This window comes from Streptomyces sp. NPDC006261 (assembly GCF_040613515.1).
Lineage (GTDB): Bacteria > Actinomycetota > Actinomycetes > Streptomycetales > Streptomycetaceae > Streptomyces.
Map to the genome: position 1 here is coordinate 1 of NZ_JBEXSI010000092.1, position 18,115 is coordinate 18,115.

Annotated in this window: 2 protein-coding genes and 1 pseudogene; all 3 read right to left on the minus strand. The window is 74.2% G+C overall.

Features of this window, described 5'->3' with window-relative positions:
* On the minus strand, positions 1-1,956 hold a 1,956-nt coding region (locus ABZ154_RS32965), incomplete at its 3' end, for a type I polyketide synthase (protein WP_356838035.1).
* Positions 1,942-2,037 (minus strand): annotated as a pseudogene (locus tag ABZ154_RS32970) (polyketide synthase docking domain-containing protein); the annotation flags it as partial. The pseudogene ABZ154_RS32970 and the gene ABZ154_RS32965, both read right to left, overlap by 15 nt.
* Positions 2,038-2,056: 19 nt before the next feature.
* Entirely contained in the window at positions 2,057-18,061 is a 16,005-nt protein-coding gene (locus tag ABZ154_RS32975; RefSeq protein WP_356838034.1) for a type I polyketide synthase, read from the minus strand.
* Positions 18,062-18,115 lie beyond the last annotated feature (54 nt).

The window sequence follows — 18,115 nt, forward strand, 5'->3', positions numbered from 1 at the left end:
CTCCAGCGACAACACCCCCGCCACATGAGCAGCCGCGATCTCACCGATCGAATGACCGGCCACGAAATCAGGAGCCACACCCCACGACTCCACCAGCCGGAACAACGCCACCTCGACCGCGAACAACGCCGGCTGAGCGAAACCGGTGTCGTCCAACAGCCCGGCGTCCCCACCCCACATAACCTCACGCAGCGAACAACCCAACCCCGCGTCCAACAGCACACACGCCGCGTCCAACGCCTCCGCGAACACCGGAAACGCCCCGTGCAACTCACGACCCATACCGAGCCGCTGCGCACCCTGACCCGAGAACAGCACCGCGCTCTTCGACCGTCCCGAGACGGTGCCCTCGACGACACCCGGCGCCGTGCCGTTCGCGAGCCAGGTCTCCAGCGCCGCGCGCCCCGCGCCGCCGTCCTCGTCGGTGACGACGGCGAGGCGGTGTTCCATGCTCGCCCTGGACGTCGCCAGGGACAGTGCCGTGTCCACCGCCCGCAGGGCCGGTTCGCTCTCCAGCCTGCTCAGCAGCACGGTCGCCTGGTCGCGCAGCGCATCGGCGGTGCGCCCGGAGACCATCCAGGGCAGGGCCCGGGCGCTGCGCACGGGAGCGGTCTCGTCGGCGGGGACCGGTACGGCCGCCGGGGCCTGCTCGACGATCACGTGTGCGTTGGTCCCGCTGACGCCGAACGAGGACACGCCGGTGCGGCGGGGGCGGCCCGAGTCGGGCCACGCGCGGGCCTCGGTGAGCAGTTCGACCTTGCCCGCCGACCAGTCGACGTGCGAGGAAGGCTCCTCGGCGTGGAGGGTCTTGGGCACCGTGCCGTGCCGCATCGCCATGACCATCTTGATCACGCCGGCGACCCCGGAGGCGGCCTGGGTGTGCCCGATGTTGGACTTGACCGAACCGAGGAGGAGCGGGTGCTCCCGGTCCTGGCCGTACGCGGCCAAGAGGCTCTGGGCCTCGATGGGGTCGCCCAGCGGGGTGCCCGTGCCGTGTGCCTCGACGGCGTCGACGTCGGCGGGGGTGAGACCGGCGTTGGCGAGGGCCTGACGGATGACCCGCTGCTGGGAGGGGCCGTTGGGGGCGGTGAAGCCGTTGGAAGCGCCGTCCTGGTTGACCGCCGAGCCACGGATCACGGCGAGGACCGGATGCCCGTTGCGTTCGGCGTCCGAGAGGCGCTCCAGCATCAGGACGCCCGCGCCCTCCGACCAGCCGGTGCCGTCGGCGTTCTCGGAGAAGGCCTTGCAGCGGCCGTCCCTGGCCAGGCCGCCCTGCCGGCTGAACTCGATGAGCGAGCCGGGGGTGGACATGACGTTGACGCCCCCGGCGAGTGCCAGCGTGCACTCCTGGTTGCGCAGGGACTGCACGGCCAGGTGGAGGGCGACGAGGGACGACGAGCACGCGGTGTCGATGGTGACGGCGGGGCCTTCGAGGCCGAGGGCGTACGAGAGGCGGCCGGAGACGGCGCTCGCCGCGATGCCGGTGCCGACGTCGCCGGTCGCGTCGTCGAGCGACCTGACCAGGAGGTAGGCGTAGTCCTGACCGTTGGTGCCGATGAAGGCGCCCGTGCGGGTACCGCGCAGCCGGGTGGCGTCGATGCCGGCGCGCTCGATGGCCTCCCAGGTGGTCTCCAGCAGCAGCCGCTGCTGGGGGTCCATGGTGGCGGCCTCCCGGGGGGATATCCCGAAGAAGCCGGGGTCGAAGTCGGCGACGTGGTTGAGGAATCCGCCCTGCTGGCTGACCGAGGTGTCCCGTGCGTCGGTGGTGCTGGCGCGCAGCGCGTCCAGGTCCCATCCGCGGTCCGTGGGGAAGCCGGAGATGGCGTCGGTGCCGGTGGCGACGAGCTCCCAGAGTCCTTCGGGCGAGGTGACGTCACCGGGGAACCGGCAGCTCATGCCCACGATGGCGATGGGTTCCCGGGCCGCGGCGACGAACATCCTGTTCTGTCGCCGCAGCCGCTCCGACTCCTTCATGGCGGCGCGGAGCGCTTCCACGACACCGGCGGTGGGGGCGTTCTCGGTAGGGGCGTTCATCATCTGCTCCGTCACTCTCGCGCTACAGGTCGGACTGGCCGTTGAGCGCGGCCCGGACCAGGTCTGCCACTGCCATCGAGTCGATGGACTCGTCCGTCGTGTCGTTCTGTGCCGGGGTACTCGCGCCCCGGCCCGCCAGCTGGAGCAGTGGCTCCAGTACGCCGATGTCCCGCAGTCGCTCCAGCGGCACCGAGGCCAGCAGGGCTCGGATCTCCGCCTCGTCGCCGTCCGTCCCGGGGCCGCCCTCGGGGATGAGCTGTCCGAGTACGTGCTCGGCGAGGGAGGTGGGGGTGGGGTGGTCGAAGACGAGGGTGGCGGGGAGGCTGAGCCCGGTGGCGCTGTTCATCTGGTTGCGCAGTTCCACGGCTCCGAGCGAGTCGACCCCGAGGTCCCGGAAGGACCGTTCCGCGCCGACCGCTTCCGTGTCCGGGTAGCTGAGCACCCGGGCGGCCTGGGTGCGGACCAGGTCCACGACGGATTCGAGGCGCCGGTTCGCCGACATGGCCGCGAGCCGGTACCGCAGGCCGCCCTCCGCCTCGGTGTCCGAGGGTGCCGCGGCGGCGGCCGCCATGCGGTCGTACCCGGGGAGTTCGCGGAGCAGGGCGCTCGGCCGCGCCGTGCCGAAGGCGGCGACGAAACGGTCCAGGGAGACCTCCGCGACGACGGCGGTCGGATCGGGCTCCATGACCAGCCGGAGCATCGTCTCGCAGGCCAGTCCCGGGGCCATGGCGCCGACCCCGGTGCGTGCCGCGGCCTCTTCGGCCCCGGTTCCCTCTGCCATGCCGCCACCGTCCCAGGCTCCCCAGGCGACCGCGGTCGCCGGGAGGTCCTGAGCCCGGCGCCGTTCGGCGAGAGCGTCCAGGACCGAGTTGGCCGCCGCGTAGTTGCCCTGGCCGAGGTTGCCCACGGCCGCCGAGGCGGAGGAGAAGAGGACGAACGCCGTGAGGTCCGCTCCACGGGTCAGTTCGTCGAGCAGGAGGGCCGGGGTGACCTTGGACCGGAACACCGCCTCGAACCGCTCCGGAGTGAGCCGGTCGAGCACTCCGTCGTCCAGGACTCCGGCCGCGTGGATCACCCCGGTGAGCGGGTGCTCCGCCGGTATCTCGGCCAGGACGGCGGCCAGTTGGTCCCGGTCGGCGGCGTCGCAGGCGGCGACGGTGACCGAGGTGCCCAGTGCGTCGAGGTCGGCCCGCAGGCGTTCTGCCGCCGGTGCGGCGGGGCCGCTGCGGCTGAGCAGCACCAGGTGCTGGACTCCGTCCTTGGCGAGCCGGCGGGCGACGTGCCCGCCGAGGGCGCCGGTACCGCCGGTGATCAGCACGGTGCCGTTCGGGGCCCAGGTGCGGGCGGGCCGCTTTCCGGGGGCCCGCACAAGGCGCCGGGCGAGGATCGCCGAGGTGCGCACGGCGATCTGGTCCTCGCCGTCGAGGCCGGCGAGTGCTCCGGCGAAGCCGGCGGCCGCCCGCTCGTCGAGCGTCGCGGGCAGGTCGATCAGACCGCCCCAGCGCTCCGGGTACTCCAGTGCGGCGACCCTGCCGAGCCCCCACACGGCGGCCTGCAGCGGGCTCTGGACGGTGTCCGCGCGGTTCGTGGCGACGGCTTCCCGGGTGACGCACCACAGGGGCGCGCCGATCCTCGCGTCGCCGAGCGCCTGGAGCAGTACGGCGGTGAGGGCGGTTCCCTCGGGCACGCTGCCCCGGGCGCTCTCCTTCAGCGCGAGGAGGGAGAGGACCCCGGTGAACCGGGTGCCTTCCTCGGCACGGGTGCTCAGTTCCGCGGCCAGTGCGGCCCGGTCGGCTCCCCGCACGGCCAGGCGTACGACGTCGGTGTCCAGGGTGTCGAGTACGGCGGACACCCAGGGGTCCTCGGCCAGTTCGGCGGGTACCACGGCCAGCCAGGTGCCGGTGAGGACCTTCCGGTTGGCCCTCGCTCCGCCGGCCAGGGCCTTCCAGACGACGCGGTGGCGCCACTCCTCCATGACCGACTCGTCGTGTTGCCGGCCGCGCCAGTCCATCAGGGCGGGCAGCACCTTCGACAGGGCGTCCGACTCCACGTCGAGGGTGGACTCCAGCGAGGCGAAGTCCTCCTTCTCCACCGCACTCCAGAACGCGTGGTCCGCCGTGGCGGCCTGCGGGGGCGCGTCGGCGGGGGTGACGCCCGGCATGACGTCCGGCCAGAACCTTCCGCGCTGGAAGGCGTACGTCGGCAGGTCCAGCCACCGGGCTCCGGTGCCCGCGAAGACCCGCCGCCAGTCCACGGGCACGCCCTGGACGTGCAGTCGGGCGAGCGCGGCGACGAGGGTGGTCTCCTCGTCGCGGTCCTTGCGCAGGACCGGGACGGTGACGGCCCCCTCGGGCGCGCTCTCCTGGGCCATCGCGGACAGCACGCCGTCCGGGCCGAGTTCCAGGAACGTGGTCACACCGCGGTCGGCGAGGGTGCGTACGCCGTCGGCGAAGCGGACGGCCTCGCGGACATGGCGTACCCAGTAGCCGGGCGTGCACAGTTCCTCGGCCCGTGCCGGTCCGCCCGTGAGGTCGGAGACGACCGCGATGCGCGGCGCCGCGTAGGTCAGGCTCTCGGCGACCGAGCGGAACGCGTCGAGCATCGGCTCCATGAGCGGTGAGTGGAAGGCGTGGGAGACGCGCAGCCGGCTCGTGCGGCGGCCCTGGTCGGCCAGGCGGGCCGCGACGTCCAGGACGGCCTGTTCGGTGCCGGAGACCACCACCGAGGAGGGGCCGTTGACGGCGGCGACGGACACGTCGTCGGAGAGCAGCGGCAGGACTTCGTCCTCCGTGGCCTCCACGGCTGCCATCGCACCGCCGGGCGGCAGTGCCTGCATCAGCGAGGCGCGCGCCGTCACCAGGCGGGCGGCGTCCTCCAGGGAGAACACTCCCGCCACGTGGGCGGCGGCGATCTCGCCGATCGAGTGGCCGGCCAGGAAGTCGGGCTTCACGCCCCACGATTCGACCAGTCGGAACAGGGCCACCTCGACGGCGAACAGGGCGGGCTGGGCGAAGCCCGTCTCGTTGAGCGTCTCGGCGTCCTCGCCCCACATCACGTCGCGCAGGGGACGGCCCGACCGCGCGTCCAGCAGGTCCAGCACCGAGTCCAGCGCCTGTGCGAACACCGGGAACCGGTCGTAGAGCTCGCGGCCCATGCCCAGGCGCTGGGAGCCCTGCCCGGAGAAGAGGAACGCCCGCTTGCCCACGCGCTCCACCTGGTGCTCGACCAGGCCGGCGGCGGTGCCTCCCGCGGCCAGTGCGGTGAGTGCGCCGGTCAGCCCGTCGCGGTCGGTGGCCGTCACGGCGGCCCGGTGGTCGAAGGCCGTGCGGGTGGTGGCGAGGGAGTAGGCGAGATCGGTCAGCGGGACGTCCGTGTCCTCGGTGACCCTGGTGAGCAGGCGGCGGGCCTGACCGCGCAGGGCGCCCGCGGACTTGCCGGACAGCAGCACCGGGAGGGCCCGGGGCTCGCGGAGCGGCTCGCCGGGGGCGGTGGCCGCCGGCTCCGGTTCGGCGGGCGGTGCCTGTTCCAGGATGACGTGGGCGTTCGTGCCGCTGGCGCCGAAGGAGGAGACGCCCGCCCGGCGTGCGCGGTCCGATGCGGGCCAGGCGACGGGCTCGGTGAGCAGCCGGACGTGTCCGGCCGTCCAGTCGACCTGGGAGGTCGGCGTCTCGGCGTACAGCGACCTCGGCAGGGTGCCGTGGCGCATGGCCATCACCATCTTGATCACCCCGGCGACTCCGGAGGCGGCCTGCGTGTGTCCGATGTTGGTCTTCAGCGAACCGAGCAGCACCGGGCGGTCGGGGTCCCGGTCCTGGCCGTAGGTGGCCAGCAGCGCCTGGGCCTCGATCGGGTCGCCGAGCTTGGTGCCCGTGCCGTGGGCCTCGACCGCGTCCACGTCGGTCGTCCGCAGGCCGGAGTTGGCGAGGGCCTGCCGGATCACCCGCTGCTGCGCGGGTCCGCTGGGCGCGGTTAGCCCGTTGGAGGCGCCGTCCTGGTTGATCGCGGAGCCCCGCAGGACCGCCAGGACGTGGTGGCCGTTGCGCCGGGCGTCGGAGAGACGCTCGACGACGAGCATGCCCACGCCTTCGGACCAGCCGGTACCGTCGGCCCCTTCCGAGAACGCTTTGCAGCGGCCGTCGGTGGAGAGGGCGCCCTGGGCGCTGAACTCGACGAAGCCCGCCGGGGTGGCCATGACGGTCACGCCGCCGGCCAGGGCGATCGAGCACTCGCCGGAGCGCAGTGCCTGGGCCGCGAGGTGCAGCGCGACCAGGGACGAGGAGCACGCGGTGTCGACGGAGACGGTGGGCCCCTGAAGGCCGAAGGAGTACGCGATCCGGCCGGAGAGGAGGCTCGCGGACTGGGCGGTCTCCCACTGCCCGGCCTCGGCCGGCGGACGGTAGTCGCCGCTGCCGCCGCCGACGTAGACGCCGGTGGTGCTTCCCTTCAGGGTCGCCGCGTCGATGCCCGCCCGCTCCAGTGCCTCCCAGGCCGCTTCGAGCACGATGCGCTGCTGCGGGTCCATCACGATGGCCTCGCGCGGCGAGATGCCGAACACGGCGGGGTCGAAGTCGGCGGCGTCGTAGAGGAATCCGCCGTTTCCGGTGGTGCTGCGGCCACGGCCGCCCTCCGGCGGCCCGCCGAGCAGGGTGTCGAGGTCCCAGCCCCGGTCGGTGGGGAACGCGCCCACGGCGTCGGTCTCGTCCATGACGAGCTGCCACAGCTCCTCGGGCGATCCGACACCGCCCGGGTAGCGGCAGGCCATGCCGACGATGACGACGGGGTCGTCGTCGGCCGGCGCGGTGGCGGCGACGGGGGTCGCGGTGTCGGGGAGTTCGCCGAGCAGCAGGGTCCGCAGGTGGTGGGCGAGCTCGGCCGGGGTCGGGTGGTCGAAGACCAGGGTGGCGGGAAGTGTGACGCCGGTGGCCGCGGTGAGCTGGTTGCGCAGGTCGACGGCGGTCAGGGAGTCGAAGCCGAGGTCGCGGAAGGGGAGGTCGGGTTCGACGAGGCCGCTGTCCGTGTGCCCCAGGACCACGGCCGACTTGGCGGTGACCAGGGCCAGCAGGGCTTCGCCCCGTTCGGCCTCGGGCAGGGCGAGCGTCTGCTGCCGGTAGGCGTCGGCGGCGGACCGCTCCTCGCCCCGGTCCCGTCCGGCCGTCTCCAGGGCCTCGCGGGCTTCCGGCAGTGCGTGCAGGAGTGTGGTGCGGCGGGCTTCGGCGAGGGCCGGGGCGAAGGTCTCCCACCGTACGTCGGCGATGGTGACGGCGGCCCCGCCGTCGGCGACGGCCCTGCCGAGCGCGGCGAGTGCCGTGTCGGTGTCGAGGACGGGCAGGCCGTTCATCCGCAGGTGCGCGGCCGTGGAGTCGTCGGCCAGGTCCGCCCACGCCCCCCAGGAGACGGCGAGGGCGGTGGCCCCCCGGTCGCGGCGCCGGCGGGCGAGGGCGTCGAGGTACGCGCCGAGTGCGGCGGTCTCCTGCTGGCCCCTCACGCCCCAGGTGGCGGCGATCGTGCCGCAGAGGACGAAGGCGTCGAGCGGCCGGTCCCCGAGCGCGGCGTCGAGCTGGACGGCTCCGGCGAGCGCGGCGGTGAGCTGCGCGGTCGTCGCGCCGAGGACGTCCGGCTCCTCCGCGTGGACGACCGCGGTCAGCGGCGCGTCCTCGGGGAGCGTGCCGAGCAGCGCGGTCAGCGCGGCGGCGTCGGACACGTCGCACACGGCCAGGGTCGTCCCGGCGCCGAGCCGGTGCAGTTCGGCTTCGAGCATCGCGGCCCCGTCGAGGTCCGAGGCGTGCCGGGCGGTCAGTACGAGGTGCCGGGCGCCCTCCCGGGCCAGCCGGCGGGCGATCAGTCCGCCCATGGTCCCCGTGCCGCCGGTGACGAGCACCGTGCCGGTGGGCCGCCAGACGTTACCGGCCGGGTTGGCGGCCGTGGCGGTCGTGCGGGCCAGCCGCCGTCCGTGGACGCCGGTGGCGCGGACCGCGATCTGGTCCTCGCCGTCGGGACGTTCGCCGCCCGCCAGGGCCGCGGCGAAGGTCGTGCCCGTACGGTCGTCGACCGTCCCGGGGAGGTCGATCAGCCCGCCCCAGCGGTCGGGGTGCTCCAGCGCCGTGACCCGGCCCTGGCCCCATACGGCCGCCTGCCCGGCGCTCAGCAGCGGTTCGCCGGCGGTGGAGACGGCGCCCCGGGTGACGCACCACAGCGGCGCGTCGACGCCCGCGTCGGCCAGAGCCACAAGCAGCGTCCGGGGCCAGGCGTGGTCCGGGGGCAGGGCGGTGGCGTCCGCGGTGGCGGCGAGCAGCGACACGACTCCGGTGAAGCCGGCTTCGTCCCGGTCGGCGCACGCCGTGGCGAGCGGGCCGGCCAGGTCGCCGTCCACGGACACGCGTACGGCGTCGTCGCCCAGTGCCGTGGCGGCCGCGGTCACCCAGGGGGGTGTGTCACCGGCCGGCAGGAGCACCAGCCACCTGCCCGCGTCCCCGGTCGCCGCCCGTGCGGGCAGCGGGGTCCAGGTCTCGTGGTAGCGCCAGGCGGCGCCCGCGGACTGCTCACCGCGACGGCGGCGCCAGGCGGACAGGGCGGGCACCATCGCGGTGACGGTGTCGCCGTCCAGGCCGAGCGAGGAGGCCAGCGTCTCGACGTCCTCGTGCTCCACGGCGGACCAGAACGCGGTGTCCGCCGGGTCGGGGGGCCCGGCGGCTTCGAGCGCCGCGGGCTCGGGCCAGTAGCGCTGGCGCTGGAAGGCGTACGTGGGCAGTTCGACCCGGCGTGCGCCCAGGCCCGCGAAGAAGGCGGACCAGTCGGGTCCCGCGCCGTGGACGTGCAGGGCGGCGAGCGCGGCGACGAGTGCCGCCTCCTCGCCCTGGTCCTTGCGCAGGAGCGGCACGACCGCGGGCGCGGGCTCCACACCGTCCAGGCTCTGCTGCGCCATCGCGCAGAGCACCCCGTCGGGGCCGAGCTCGACGAACGTGCCGACTCCCGCGTCCCGCAGGGTGCGCACCCCGTCGGCGAACCGTACGGCTTCGCGTACGTGGCGCACCCAGTAGGCCGCAGAGCGCAGTTCGCCACTCGTCGCGAGGGCTCCGGTGAGGTTGGAGACCACGGGGATGCGGGGCTCGTCGTAGGTGATGCTCTCGGCGACGCGGGCGAAATCCGCGAGCATCGGGTCCATCAGCGGCGAATGGAAGGCGTGCGAGACCCGCAGCCGTGTGGTGCGGCGGCCGTCGGCGGCGAACAGTTCGGTGAGTTCGTCGACCGCGTCCTGCGCTCCGGCGACGACCAGGGAGCGCGGGCCGTTGACCGCGGCGATGGACACGCCGGCGTCCAGCAGCGGGGCCACCTCGTCCTCGGTGGCCTGGAGCGCGACCATCGCGCCGCCCTGCGGGAGCGCCTGCATCAGCGTGGCGCGGGCCGCGACCAGCCGGCAGGCGTCCGCCAGGGAGAACACGCCCGCCACGTGGGCGGCGGCGATCTCACCGATCGAGTGCCCGGTCACGAAGTCCGGTGTCAGACCCCACGACTCGGCGAGCCGGAAGAGGGCCACCTCGATCGCGAAGAGCGCGGGCTGCGTCCATCCGGTCTCGTCCAGCAGCTCGGACTCGAAGGTGCCGGGGAAGGCGAACAGCACTTCCTTGAGGGGGTACTCGAGTTCGGTGTCCAGATGGGCGAGGACGGAGTCCAGCGCTTCGGCGAAGACGGGGAAGCGCTCGTACAGTTCGCGGCCCATGGCGCCGCGCTGGCTGCCCTGGCCGGAGAAGAGGAACGCGGTCCTGCCGGGGGCGCGGTTCGCGGTGCCGCGCGCGCTCTCCCGTACGCCGTCCGCGTCGGCCAGCAGCACTGCGCGGTGCGGGAAGAGTGTGCGGTCCCCGGCGAGCGAGCGGCCTATGTCCAGCGGGGACAGGTCGGTGCGGCGGGCGGCGAAGGAGGTGAGCCGCTCGATCTGGTCCTGGAGCGCCTCTCGGCTCCTGCCCGACACGGTCCACGGCACGACGGCCGGCGTGGGGTGCTCGGTGGTCTCCTCCTCCGGCGCCCGCTCGACGGGCGGCGCCTGCTCGACGATGACGTGCGCGTTGGTGCCGCTCACGCCGAACGCCGAGACTCCGGCGCGGCGCGGACGGCCGGTGTCCGGCCAGGCCGTCGGCTCGGTCAGCAGCTCCACCGCGCCGGCGCTCCAGTCCACGTGGGCGGACGGGGTGCCGATGTGCAGGGACGCCGGCAGTGTGCCGTGCCGCATCGCCATGAGCATCTTGATGACGCCCGCGACGCCCGCGGCGGCCTGGGTGTGCCCGATGTTCGACTTGACGGTGCCGAGCAGCAGCGGCCGTTCGCGGTCCTGGCCGTAGGTGGAGAGCAGGGCCGTGGCCTCGATGGGGTCGCCGAGGGTGGTGCCGGTGCCGTGGGCCTCGACGGCGTCGATGTCGGCGGCGGTCAGTCCGGCGTCGGCGAGCGCCTGGCGGATCACCCTCTGCTGGGAGGGGCCGTTGGGGGCGGTGAGACCGTTGGACGCGCCGTCCTGGTTGACGGCGGTCGAACGGATGATGCCGCGGACCTCGTGTCCGTTGCGTACGGCGTCGGAGAGCCGTTCGAGCACGAGGATGCCGACGCCTTCGGACCAGGCGGTGCCGTCGGCGCTGTCGGAGAACGCCTTGCAGCGGCCGTCGGGGGCCAGTCCGCCCTGGGTGGAGAACTCGACGAAGGAGTCGGGACTCGACATCACGGAGACGCCGCCCGCGATCACCAGGGAGCACTCACCGGCGCTCAGTGCCTTGCCCGCCCAGTCCATCGCGACCAGGGAGGAGGAGCAGGCGGTGTCGACGGTGACGGCCGGTCCTTCCAGGCCGAGGGCGTAGGAGAGGCGGCCGGACATGACGCTGGCGGTGTTGCCGGTGGCCACGTAGCCCTGGACGTCGGAGAGGGACCGGCGCAGGAGAGTGGGGTAGTCCTGTCCGTTGGTGCCGACGAAGACGCCGGTGGTGGAGCCGCGCAGTGCGGAGGGGTCGATCCCGGCGCGCTCCAGCGCCTCCCAGGTGGCCTCCAGCAGCAGGCGCTGCTGGGGGTCCATGGCCAGTGCCTCGCGCGGTGAGATGCCGAAGAAGTGGGCGTCGAAGTCGGCGACCCCGGTGAGGAATCCGCCTTCGAGGGTGTCCGAGGCGCCCGCTCCGAGCGCCTCGATGTCCCATCCCCGGTCGTCGGGGAAGCGGGTGATGCCGTCCCTGCCCTCTTGGAGCATCTGCCACAGCTCTTCGGGCGAGGACACTCCGCCGGGGAAGCGGCAGCTCATGCCGACGACGGCGATCGGGTCGTCGTCCAGGGACCGGCCGGCGGCCACCGGCGCGGCGGCGGCCTGGTCGGGCAGCGAGCCGAGGAGTTCGTCGAGCAGGAAGTCCGCCATGTCACGCGGGGTCGGGCGGTCGTAGACGAGGGACACGGGCAGGCTGAGCCCGGTCGCGGCGACCAGTGCGTTGCGCAGTTCGAGCGTGGTGAGCGAGTCGAAGCCCAGGTCGCGGAAGGCCCGGTCGTCCTCGATCGCCGCGGCGTCGCTGTGCCCGAGCACGGCGGCCACCTGGGTGCGCAGCAGGTCGAGGACGAAGGCGGCGCGGTCGGCGTCGGGGAGTTCGGCGAGTCGCCGCCGCAGCTCCGGTTCGCCCCCGGGGGCCGTGGCGGGGCCCGCGGACCGCTGCTGCCGTACCTCCGGCAGGTCACCGATGAGCGGCAGCGGGCGGGCGGTGGCGAAGGCGGGGACGAAGCGGTCCCAGTCGATGTCGGCGAGCGCCAGGGCGGTGTCGTCCTGTTCGATCGCCCGCAGCAGGGCCCGTACGGCGGGTTCGGGCGCGAGCGGTTCGAAGCCGCCGCGTCGGACGCGGGTCTCGATCTCGGCAGCGCCGGCGACCATGCCGGATCCGGACCAGGGGCCCCAGGCGACGGAGAGCGCGGTCAGCCCGCTCGCCCGCCGGTATTCGGCGAGGGCGTCCAGATAGGCGTTGGCCGCCGCGTAGTTGCCCTGGCCCGCGGCGCCGAAGACGCCGGCGGTGGAGGAGAAGAGGACGAACGCGGACAGCGGCAGGTGGGCCGTCAGTTCGTGCAGGTGCCGCGCGGAGGCGACCTTGGCGTCGAGGACGGCCCGGAAGCTGTTCGCGGTCAGGGTGTCGACCACGCCGTCCTCGACGATTCCCGCGGTGTGGATGACGGCGTTGAGCGGGGCGTCCTCGGGGACGGTGTCGAGGAGCGCGGCGAGCGCGTCGTGGTCGGCGACGTCGCAGGCGGCGACGGTCACTCGGGCTCCGAGCCCGGTCAGTTCGGTCCGCAGCGCGTCCGCGCCGGGGGCGTTCGCCCCGCGCCGGCTGACGAGCAGCAGGTGCTCGGCTCCGGCCCGGGCGAGACCACGGGCGACGTGTCCGCCGAGCCCTCCGGTGCCGCCGGTGATCAGGGTGGTGCCCGAAGGGTCGAAGGGCTTCGCGGTGGAACGGTCGACGGGGCTGTGGGCGAGTCGGCGCACGAAGACGCCGGAGGCGCGTACGGCCGTCTCGGTCTCGCCCGTCGCGGCGGTGAGCACTCCGCGCAGCCTGCGCGCGGCGTGCGCGTCGAGCTGTTCGGGCAGGTCGACGCAGCCGCCCCAGCGGCCGGGCTGTTCGAGGGCGACGACCCGTCCGAGGCCCCATACGGCGGCCTGGTCGAGGCCGACGACCGGCTCGGAGCGGCCCACGGAGACCGCGCCGCGGGTGACGGCCCACAGCGGTGCGTCGATCCCGCAGTCGCCGAGCGCCTGTACGGCGACTGCGGTCAGGAGGAGGGAGTCCGGCACTCCGGTGCGGGCGGCGCTCTCGCAGCCGGCGAGTCCGAGCAGCGACAGCACCCCCGTGAACTCACCGTGCTCCTGACGGAGTTGGGTGAGCCGTTCGGCGAGGGCGGCCCGGTCGGAGCCGGTGACCTCGCAGGTCACGGTCGTTGTGGCCAGGGCGGCGATCACGTCGGCGGACCCTTCGGCGTCCTCCCCCGAAGTCGGCGCCAGGACGAGCCAGCGGCCGCCCAGCGTGCTGGGCGCCGTGGAGGCGGCCTGAGGTTTCCAGACGACGCGGTAGCGCCAGGCGTCCACCGCCGACTCCTCGTCGCGGCGGCGGCGCCAGGCGGACAGCGCGGGCACCATCGCGGTGACGGTCGTGTCGTCCAGACCCAGCGAGGCGGTCAGTTCGCCGACGTCGGCGCGCTCCACCGCCGACCAGAACTCGGAGTCGGCCGGGTTCGAGGCCGTGGTGGCGGCGAGCGCGGCGGGCTCGGGCCAGTACCGCTCGCGCTGGAAGGCGTAGGTGGGCAGGGCGATCCTGCGGGCGCCGGAGTGCGCGAAGTACGCGTCCCAGTCGACGTCCACGCCCTGGGCGTACGCGCCGGCGACCGCGGTGGCGACCGTCCGCTCCTCGGGCCTGCCCGCGCGCAGCAGCGGGAGCAGCGCGGTGCGGGGCGCGTCGGTCAGACTCTCCCGGGCCATGCCGCTCAGCACGCCGTCCGGGCCGAGTTCGATGAAGGTGCGGACCCCGCCCTGGGCCGACAGCCAGTTGACGCCGTCGGCGAAGCGGACGGCCCGGCGCACGTGCTGGACCCAGTACTCGGGGCTGCACACCTGGTCGTCGGCGGCGAGCGAACCGGTGAGGCCCGAGACGAGCGGGATGACCGGGGGGTGGTAGGCGACGTTCCGCGCGACGCGGGCGAAGTCGTCGAGCATGCCGTCCATGAGCGGGGAGTGGAAGGCGTGGCTCACCTTGAGCCGCTTGGTCCTGCGGCCCTGGGCCCCGATCGTCGCGGCGATGTCCAGGACGGTGTCCTCGACGCCCGCGACGACGACCGAGAGGGGCCCGTTGACGGCGGCGACGGACACCTCGTCCTCACGTCCCTCCAGCAGCGGCAGGATCTCGTCCTCGGCGGCCTCCAGGGAGATCATCGCGCCGCCCTCGGGCAGCGCCTGCATCAGCCGGCCGCGCGCCGCCACCAGGGCACAGGCGTCCTCCAGGGAGAACACGCCCGCCACGTGGGCGGCGGCGAGCTCTCCGACGGAGTGTCCGGCCAGGTGGTCGGGGGTGATGCCCCAGGAGGCGAGGAGCCGGAACAGCGCCACCTCGACGGCGAACAGGGCGGGCTGCGCATAGGCGGTGCGGTCGAGCAGGGCCGCCTCGGGCGACCCCTCGGCGGAGAAGAGGAGCTCGCGCAGCGGCCGGTCCAGCTCGCCGTCCATCCGGGCGAGTACGGCGTCGAGCGCGTCGGCGAAGACGGGGAACCGCTCGTACAGTTCGCGGCCCGTTCCCGCCCGCTGGCTGCCCTGACCGGTGAACAGGAACGCGGTGCGGCCGCGGCCCGTGCCGCCCTGGACCGTGCCGGGGCCGGTCAGCCCGTCGCGCAGTGCCAGCAGTCCGCGCAGCAGCTCGCCGCTCTCCCCCGCAGTGACGGCGGCGCGGTGCTCCAGACCGGCCCGGGAGGTGGCCAGCGAGAAGGCCAGGTCCGCGAGGGCGGTGTCCGGGCGTTCCTCGACGAGGGCGAGCAGCCGCCCCGCCTGGGCGCGCAGCGCGGCCTCGCTCCTGGCGGAGACCACCAGGGGGAGGACACCGTCCCGGGGGGCCGGCGCCTCGGCGGCGGGCTCCTCGGCGGGAGCCTCTTCGAGGATGGTGTGCACGTTGGTGCCGCTGAGACCGAACGAGGAGACGGCGGCGCGGCGCGGCCGGCCGGTGTCGGGCCAGTCGGTCCGCTCGGTCAGCAGGTCGATGGCCCCGGAGGACCAGTCCACGTGCGAGGAGGGGGTGTCGACGTGCAGGGTCTTCGGTACCACCCCTTCGCGCAGGGCGTGCACCAGCTTGATCACGCTGGCGACGCCGGAGGCCATCTGGGTGTGGCCGATGTTGCTCTTCACCGATCCGAGGAGCAGGGGGCGTTCGGCGTCCCGGTCCTGCCCGTAGGCGGTGAGCAGGGCCTGTGCCTCGATGGGGTCGCCGAGGGCGGTGCCGGTGCCGTGGCCCTCGATGACGTCGACCTCGCGCGCCTCGACTCCGGCGTTGGCCAGGGCCTGGCGGATGACGCGCTGCTGGGAGGGGCCGTTGGGGGCGGTGAGGCCGTTGGACGCGCCGTCCTGGTTGACGGCGGAGCCGCGGACGACGGCGAGCACGGTGTGGCCGTTGCGGCGGGCGTCGGAGAGGCGCTCCAGCAGGACGAGCCCGACGCCCTCGGCGAGGGTCATCCCGTCGGCGCCGTCGGCGTACGCCTTGCAGCGGCCGTCGGCGGCCAGAGCGCGCTGCCGGCTGAAGCCGACGAAGGCGCTCGGGGTGGACATGATGCTGACGCCGCCGGCGAGGGCGAGGGAGCTCTCGCCCTCGCGCAGGGACTGGCAGGCCAGGTGCAGGGCGACCAGCGACGACGAGCAGGCGGTGTCGAGGGTGACGGCCGGTCCCTCGAAGCCGAAGAGGTAGTTGACCCGCCCGGAGAGCACGCTGGAGAGCGTGCCGGTGATCATGTGGCCCTCGGAGCCCTCCGAGGAGTTCGCCACGACGCTGGAGGCGTAGTCCTGGTAGCTGGCCCCGATGAAGGTGCCGGTGAGGCTGGAGCGCTGGGAGACGATGTCGATCCCGGCGTGCTCGAAGGTTTCCCAGGCCGTCTCCAGCAGCAGGCGCTGCTGCGGGTCCATGGACAGGGCCTCGCGCGGGGAGATGCCGAAGAAGCCCGGGTCGAACTCGGCGACGTCACGCAGGAATCCGCCCTGCACGGAGTACGTCTTGCCGGACCGGTCCGGGTCGGGGTCGTAGAGCCCCTCGGCGTCCCAGCCCCGGTCCGGCGGGAAGGGGGAGACGGCGTCGACGCCGTCGAGGGCGAGCTTCCACAGCTCCTCCGGCGATGCGACCCCGCCGGGATAGCGGCAGCCCATCCCGACGATGACGATCGGGTCGTCGGCCGCGGCTGTGGCGGAGGCGGTGGCGGTGGCGGCCGTTCCGGCGGTCCGCGCCCCGGCGAGCTCGGTGCGGAGGAACGCGGCCAGGGCGGCCGGGCTCGGGTGGTCGAAGACCATCGTCGTCGGCAGCGTCAGTCCGGTGACCGACGCGAGGCGGTTGCGCAGGGCGACGGCGGTGAGCGAGTCGAAGCCGACGTCGCGGAAGGCACGCTGGTCCGCGAGCGCGTCGGCGTCCGTCAGGCCCAGGACGGCCATCGCCTCGGTACGGACGACCTCCAGCACCGTGCGTTCCTGCTCAGCGGCGGTCAGACCGTGCAACCGGGCCGTGAACCCGCTCTCCGCCACGGTGCCCGCGGTCTGCTCGGCGGCCTCGGTGAGGGCGCGGACCTCGGCGATCTCGGCGAACAGGTTCGTGGGGCGGCTCGACGTGAAGACGGGGTGGTACGTCTCCCAGTCGACGTCGGCGACCGCGACGGCGGTCTCGTCGTCGTCGAGGGCCCGCTTCAGACCCGTCAGGGCGAGCTGCGGGTCCATGAACTCCAGGCCGCTGCGGCGGATCGTCCCCGGGTCCACGCGCCCGGCCTTGATGTCGTCGGCCCAGATGCCCCAGGAGAGGGAGGTGGCGCGGAGCCCGCGGGCCCGGCGGTGGGCGGCGAGCGCGGCGAGGTAGGCGTTGCCCGCCACGTAGGCGGCGTGGGCTCCGCTGCCCCACATGCCGGCGGTGGAGGAGTAGAGGATCAGGTCGTCGAGCTCGTCCTCGTCGAGGAGCTCGTCCAGGATGCGGGCGCCGGTGACCTTGGCGTCCAGGACGCGGGCGAAGTCCTCCATGGTGGTCTCGGCGAGCGGGTACAGCTCGATGAGCGCGGCGGTGTGCACGACGGTGCGTACCGTGCGCCCCCCGGCCTTGAGCTCCGCGAGGAGCGCGGCGACGGCGTCGCGGTCGGTGATGTCGCAGGCGGCGACCGTGGCCTCGGTGCCCGACGCGGTGAGTTCCGCGACGAGTCCGGCGGCGCCCGGGGCGTCCATGCCCCGGCGGCTGAGCAGCACGAGGTGCTCGGCGCCCCGGTCGGCCAGCCAGCGGGCCAGGTGAGGGGCGAGGGTCCCCGAACCGCCGGTGATGAGGGTGGTGCCGCGCGGCGTCCAGTCGCGCGCCGGGTGCTGCTCGTCGGCCGATGCGCGGACGACTCGGCGGGTGAAGAGGCCGGAGTCGCGCAGGGCGAGCTGGTCCTCGTCGCCCAGCGCTCCCGACAGCGCGGCGGCGAGCCTGCCCGCCGCCCGCCGGTCGAGCACCGGCGGGAGGTCGACGACTCCCCCCCAGCGCTGCGGGTGTTCCAGCGCGGTGGTCCAGCCGACGCCCGTCACCAGGGCCTGGGCGGGGGACGTGACGTCGTCGGAGCGGCCGGTGGAGACGGCGCCCCGGGTGAGGAACCACAGCGGGGCGTCGACTCCGGCGTCGCCGAGGGCCTGGACCAGACAGACGGTCAGCGCGAGACCGTGGGTCAGGACGGGGGTGTGCTCGTCGGGCTCTTCGGCGGCGGCGAGAACGGAGACGATGCCGGTGAACTCGCCTGCGCCGGAAAGCCGTTCGGCGAGGACCGCGCGGTCCGTGCAAGCCTCGTCCAGGACGAGGCGGGTGACCTCGGCGCCCTGGCCGCTCAGTGCGTCGGCCACCTCGTCGGGGTCGGGGGCTTCCTGGCCGTGGCCGTCGGCGGAGACCAGCAGCCAGGTGCCGGCGAGGGGGCGTTGCGGGGTGGCCCCGACCGGGTTCCACGACACCCGGTAGCGCCAGGAGTCGACGGTGGAGCGGTCCTTGCGGTTCCTGCGCCAGGAGGAGAGCGCGGGCAGGACCGCGGCGACGGAGTCCTCGTCCGTGCCCAGGGCCGAGGTCAGGGCGGCGATGTCCTCCTGCTCCACGGCGGTCCAGAACGCGGTGTCGGCCGGGTCGGCCAAGGCCGCGGGGGCGACGGCGGGCGGCAGGGCCCACATCCGCTCGTGCTGGAAGGGGTAGGTGGGCAGGTCGACGCGCCGGGCACCGGTACCGGTGAAGACTCCCGCCCAGTCGACGTCGACTCCGCGCACGAAGGCCTCGGCAGCGGAGAGCAGGAAACGCGCCATGCTGTCCTGGTCCCGGCGCAGGGTACCGGTGGCGACACCCGGCTCGGCAGTCCG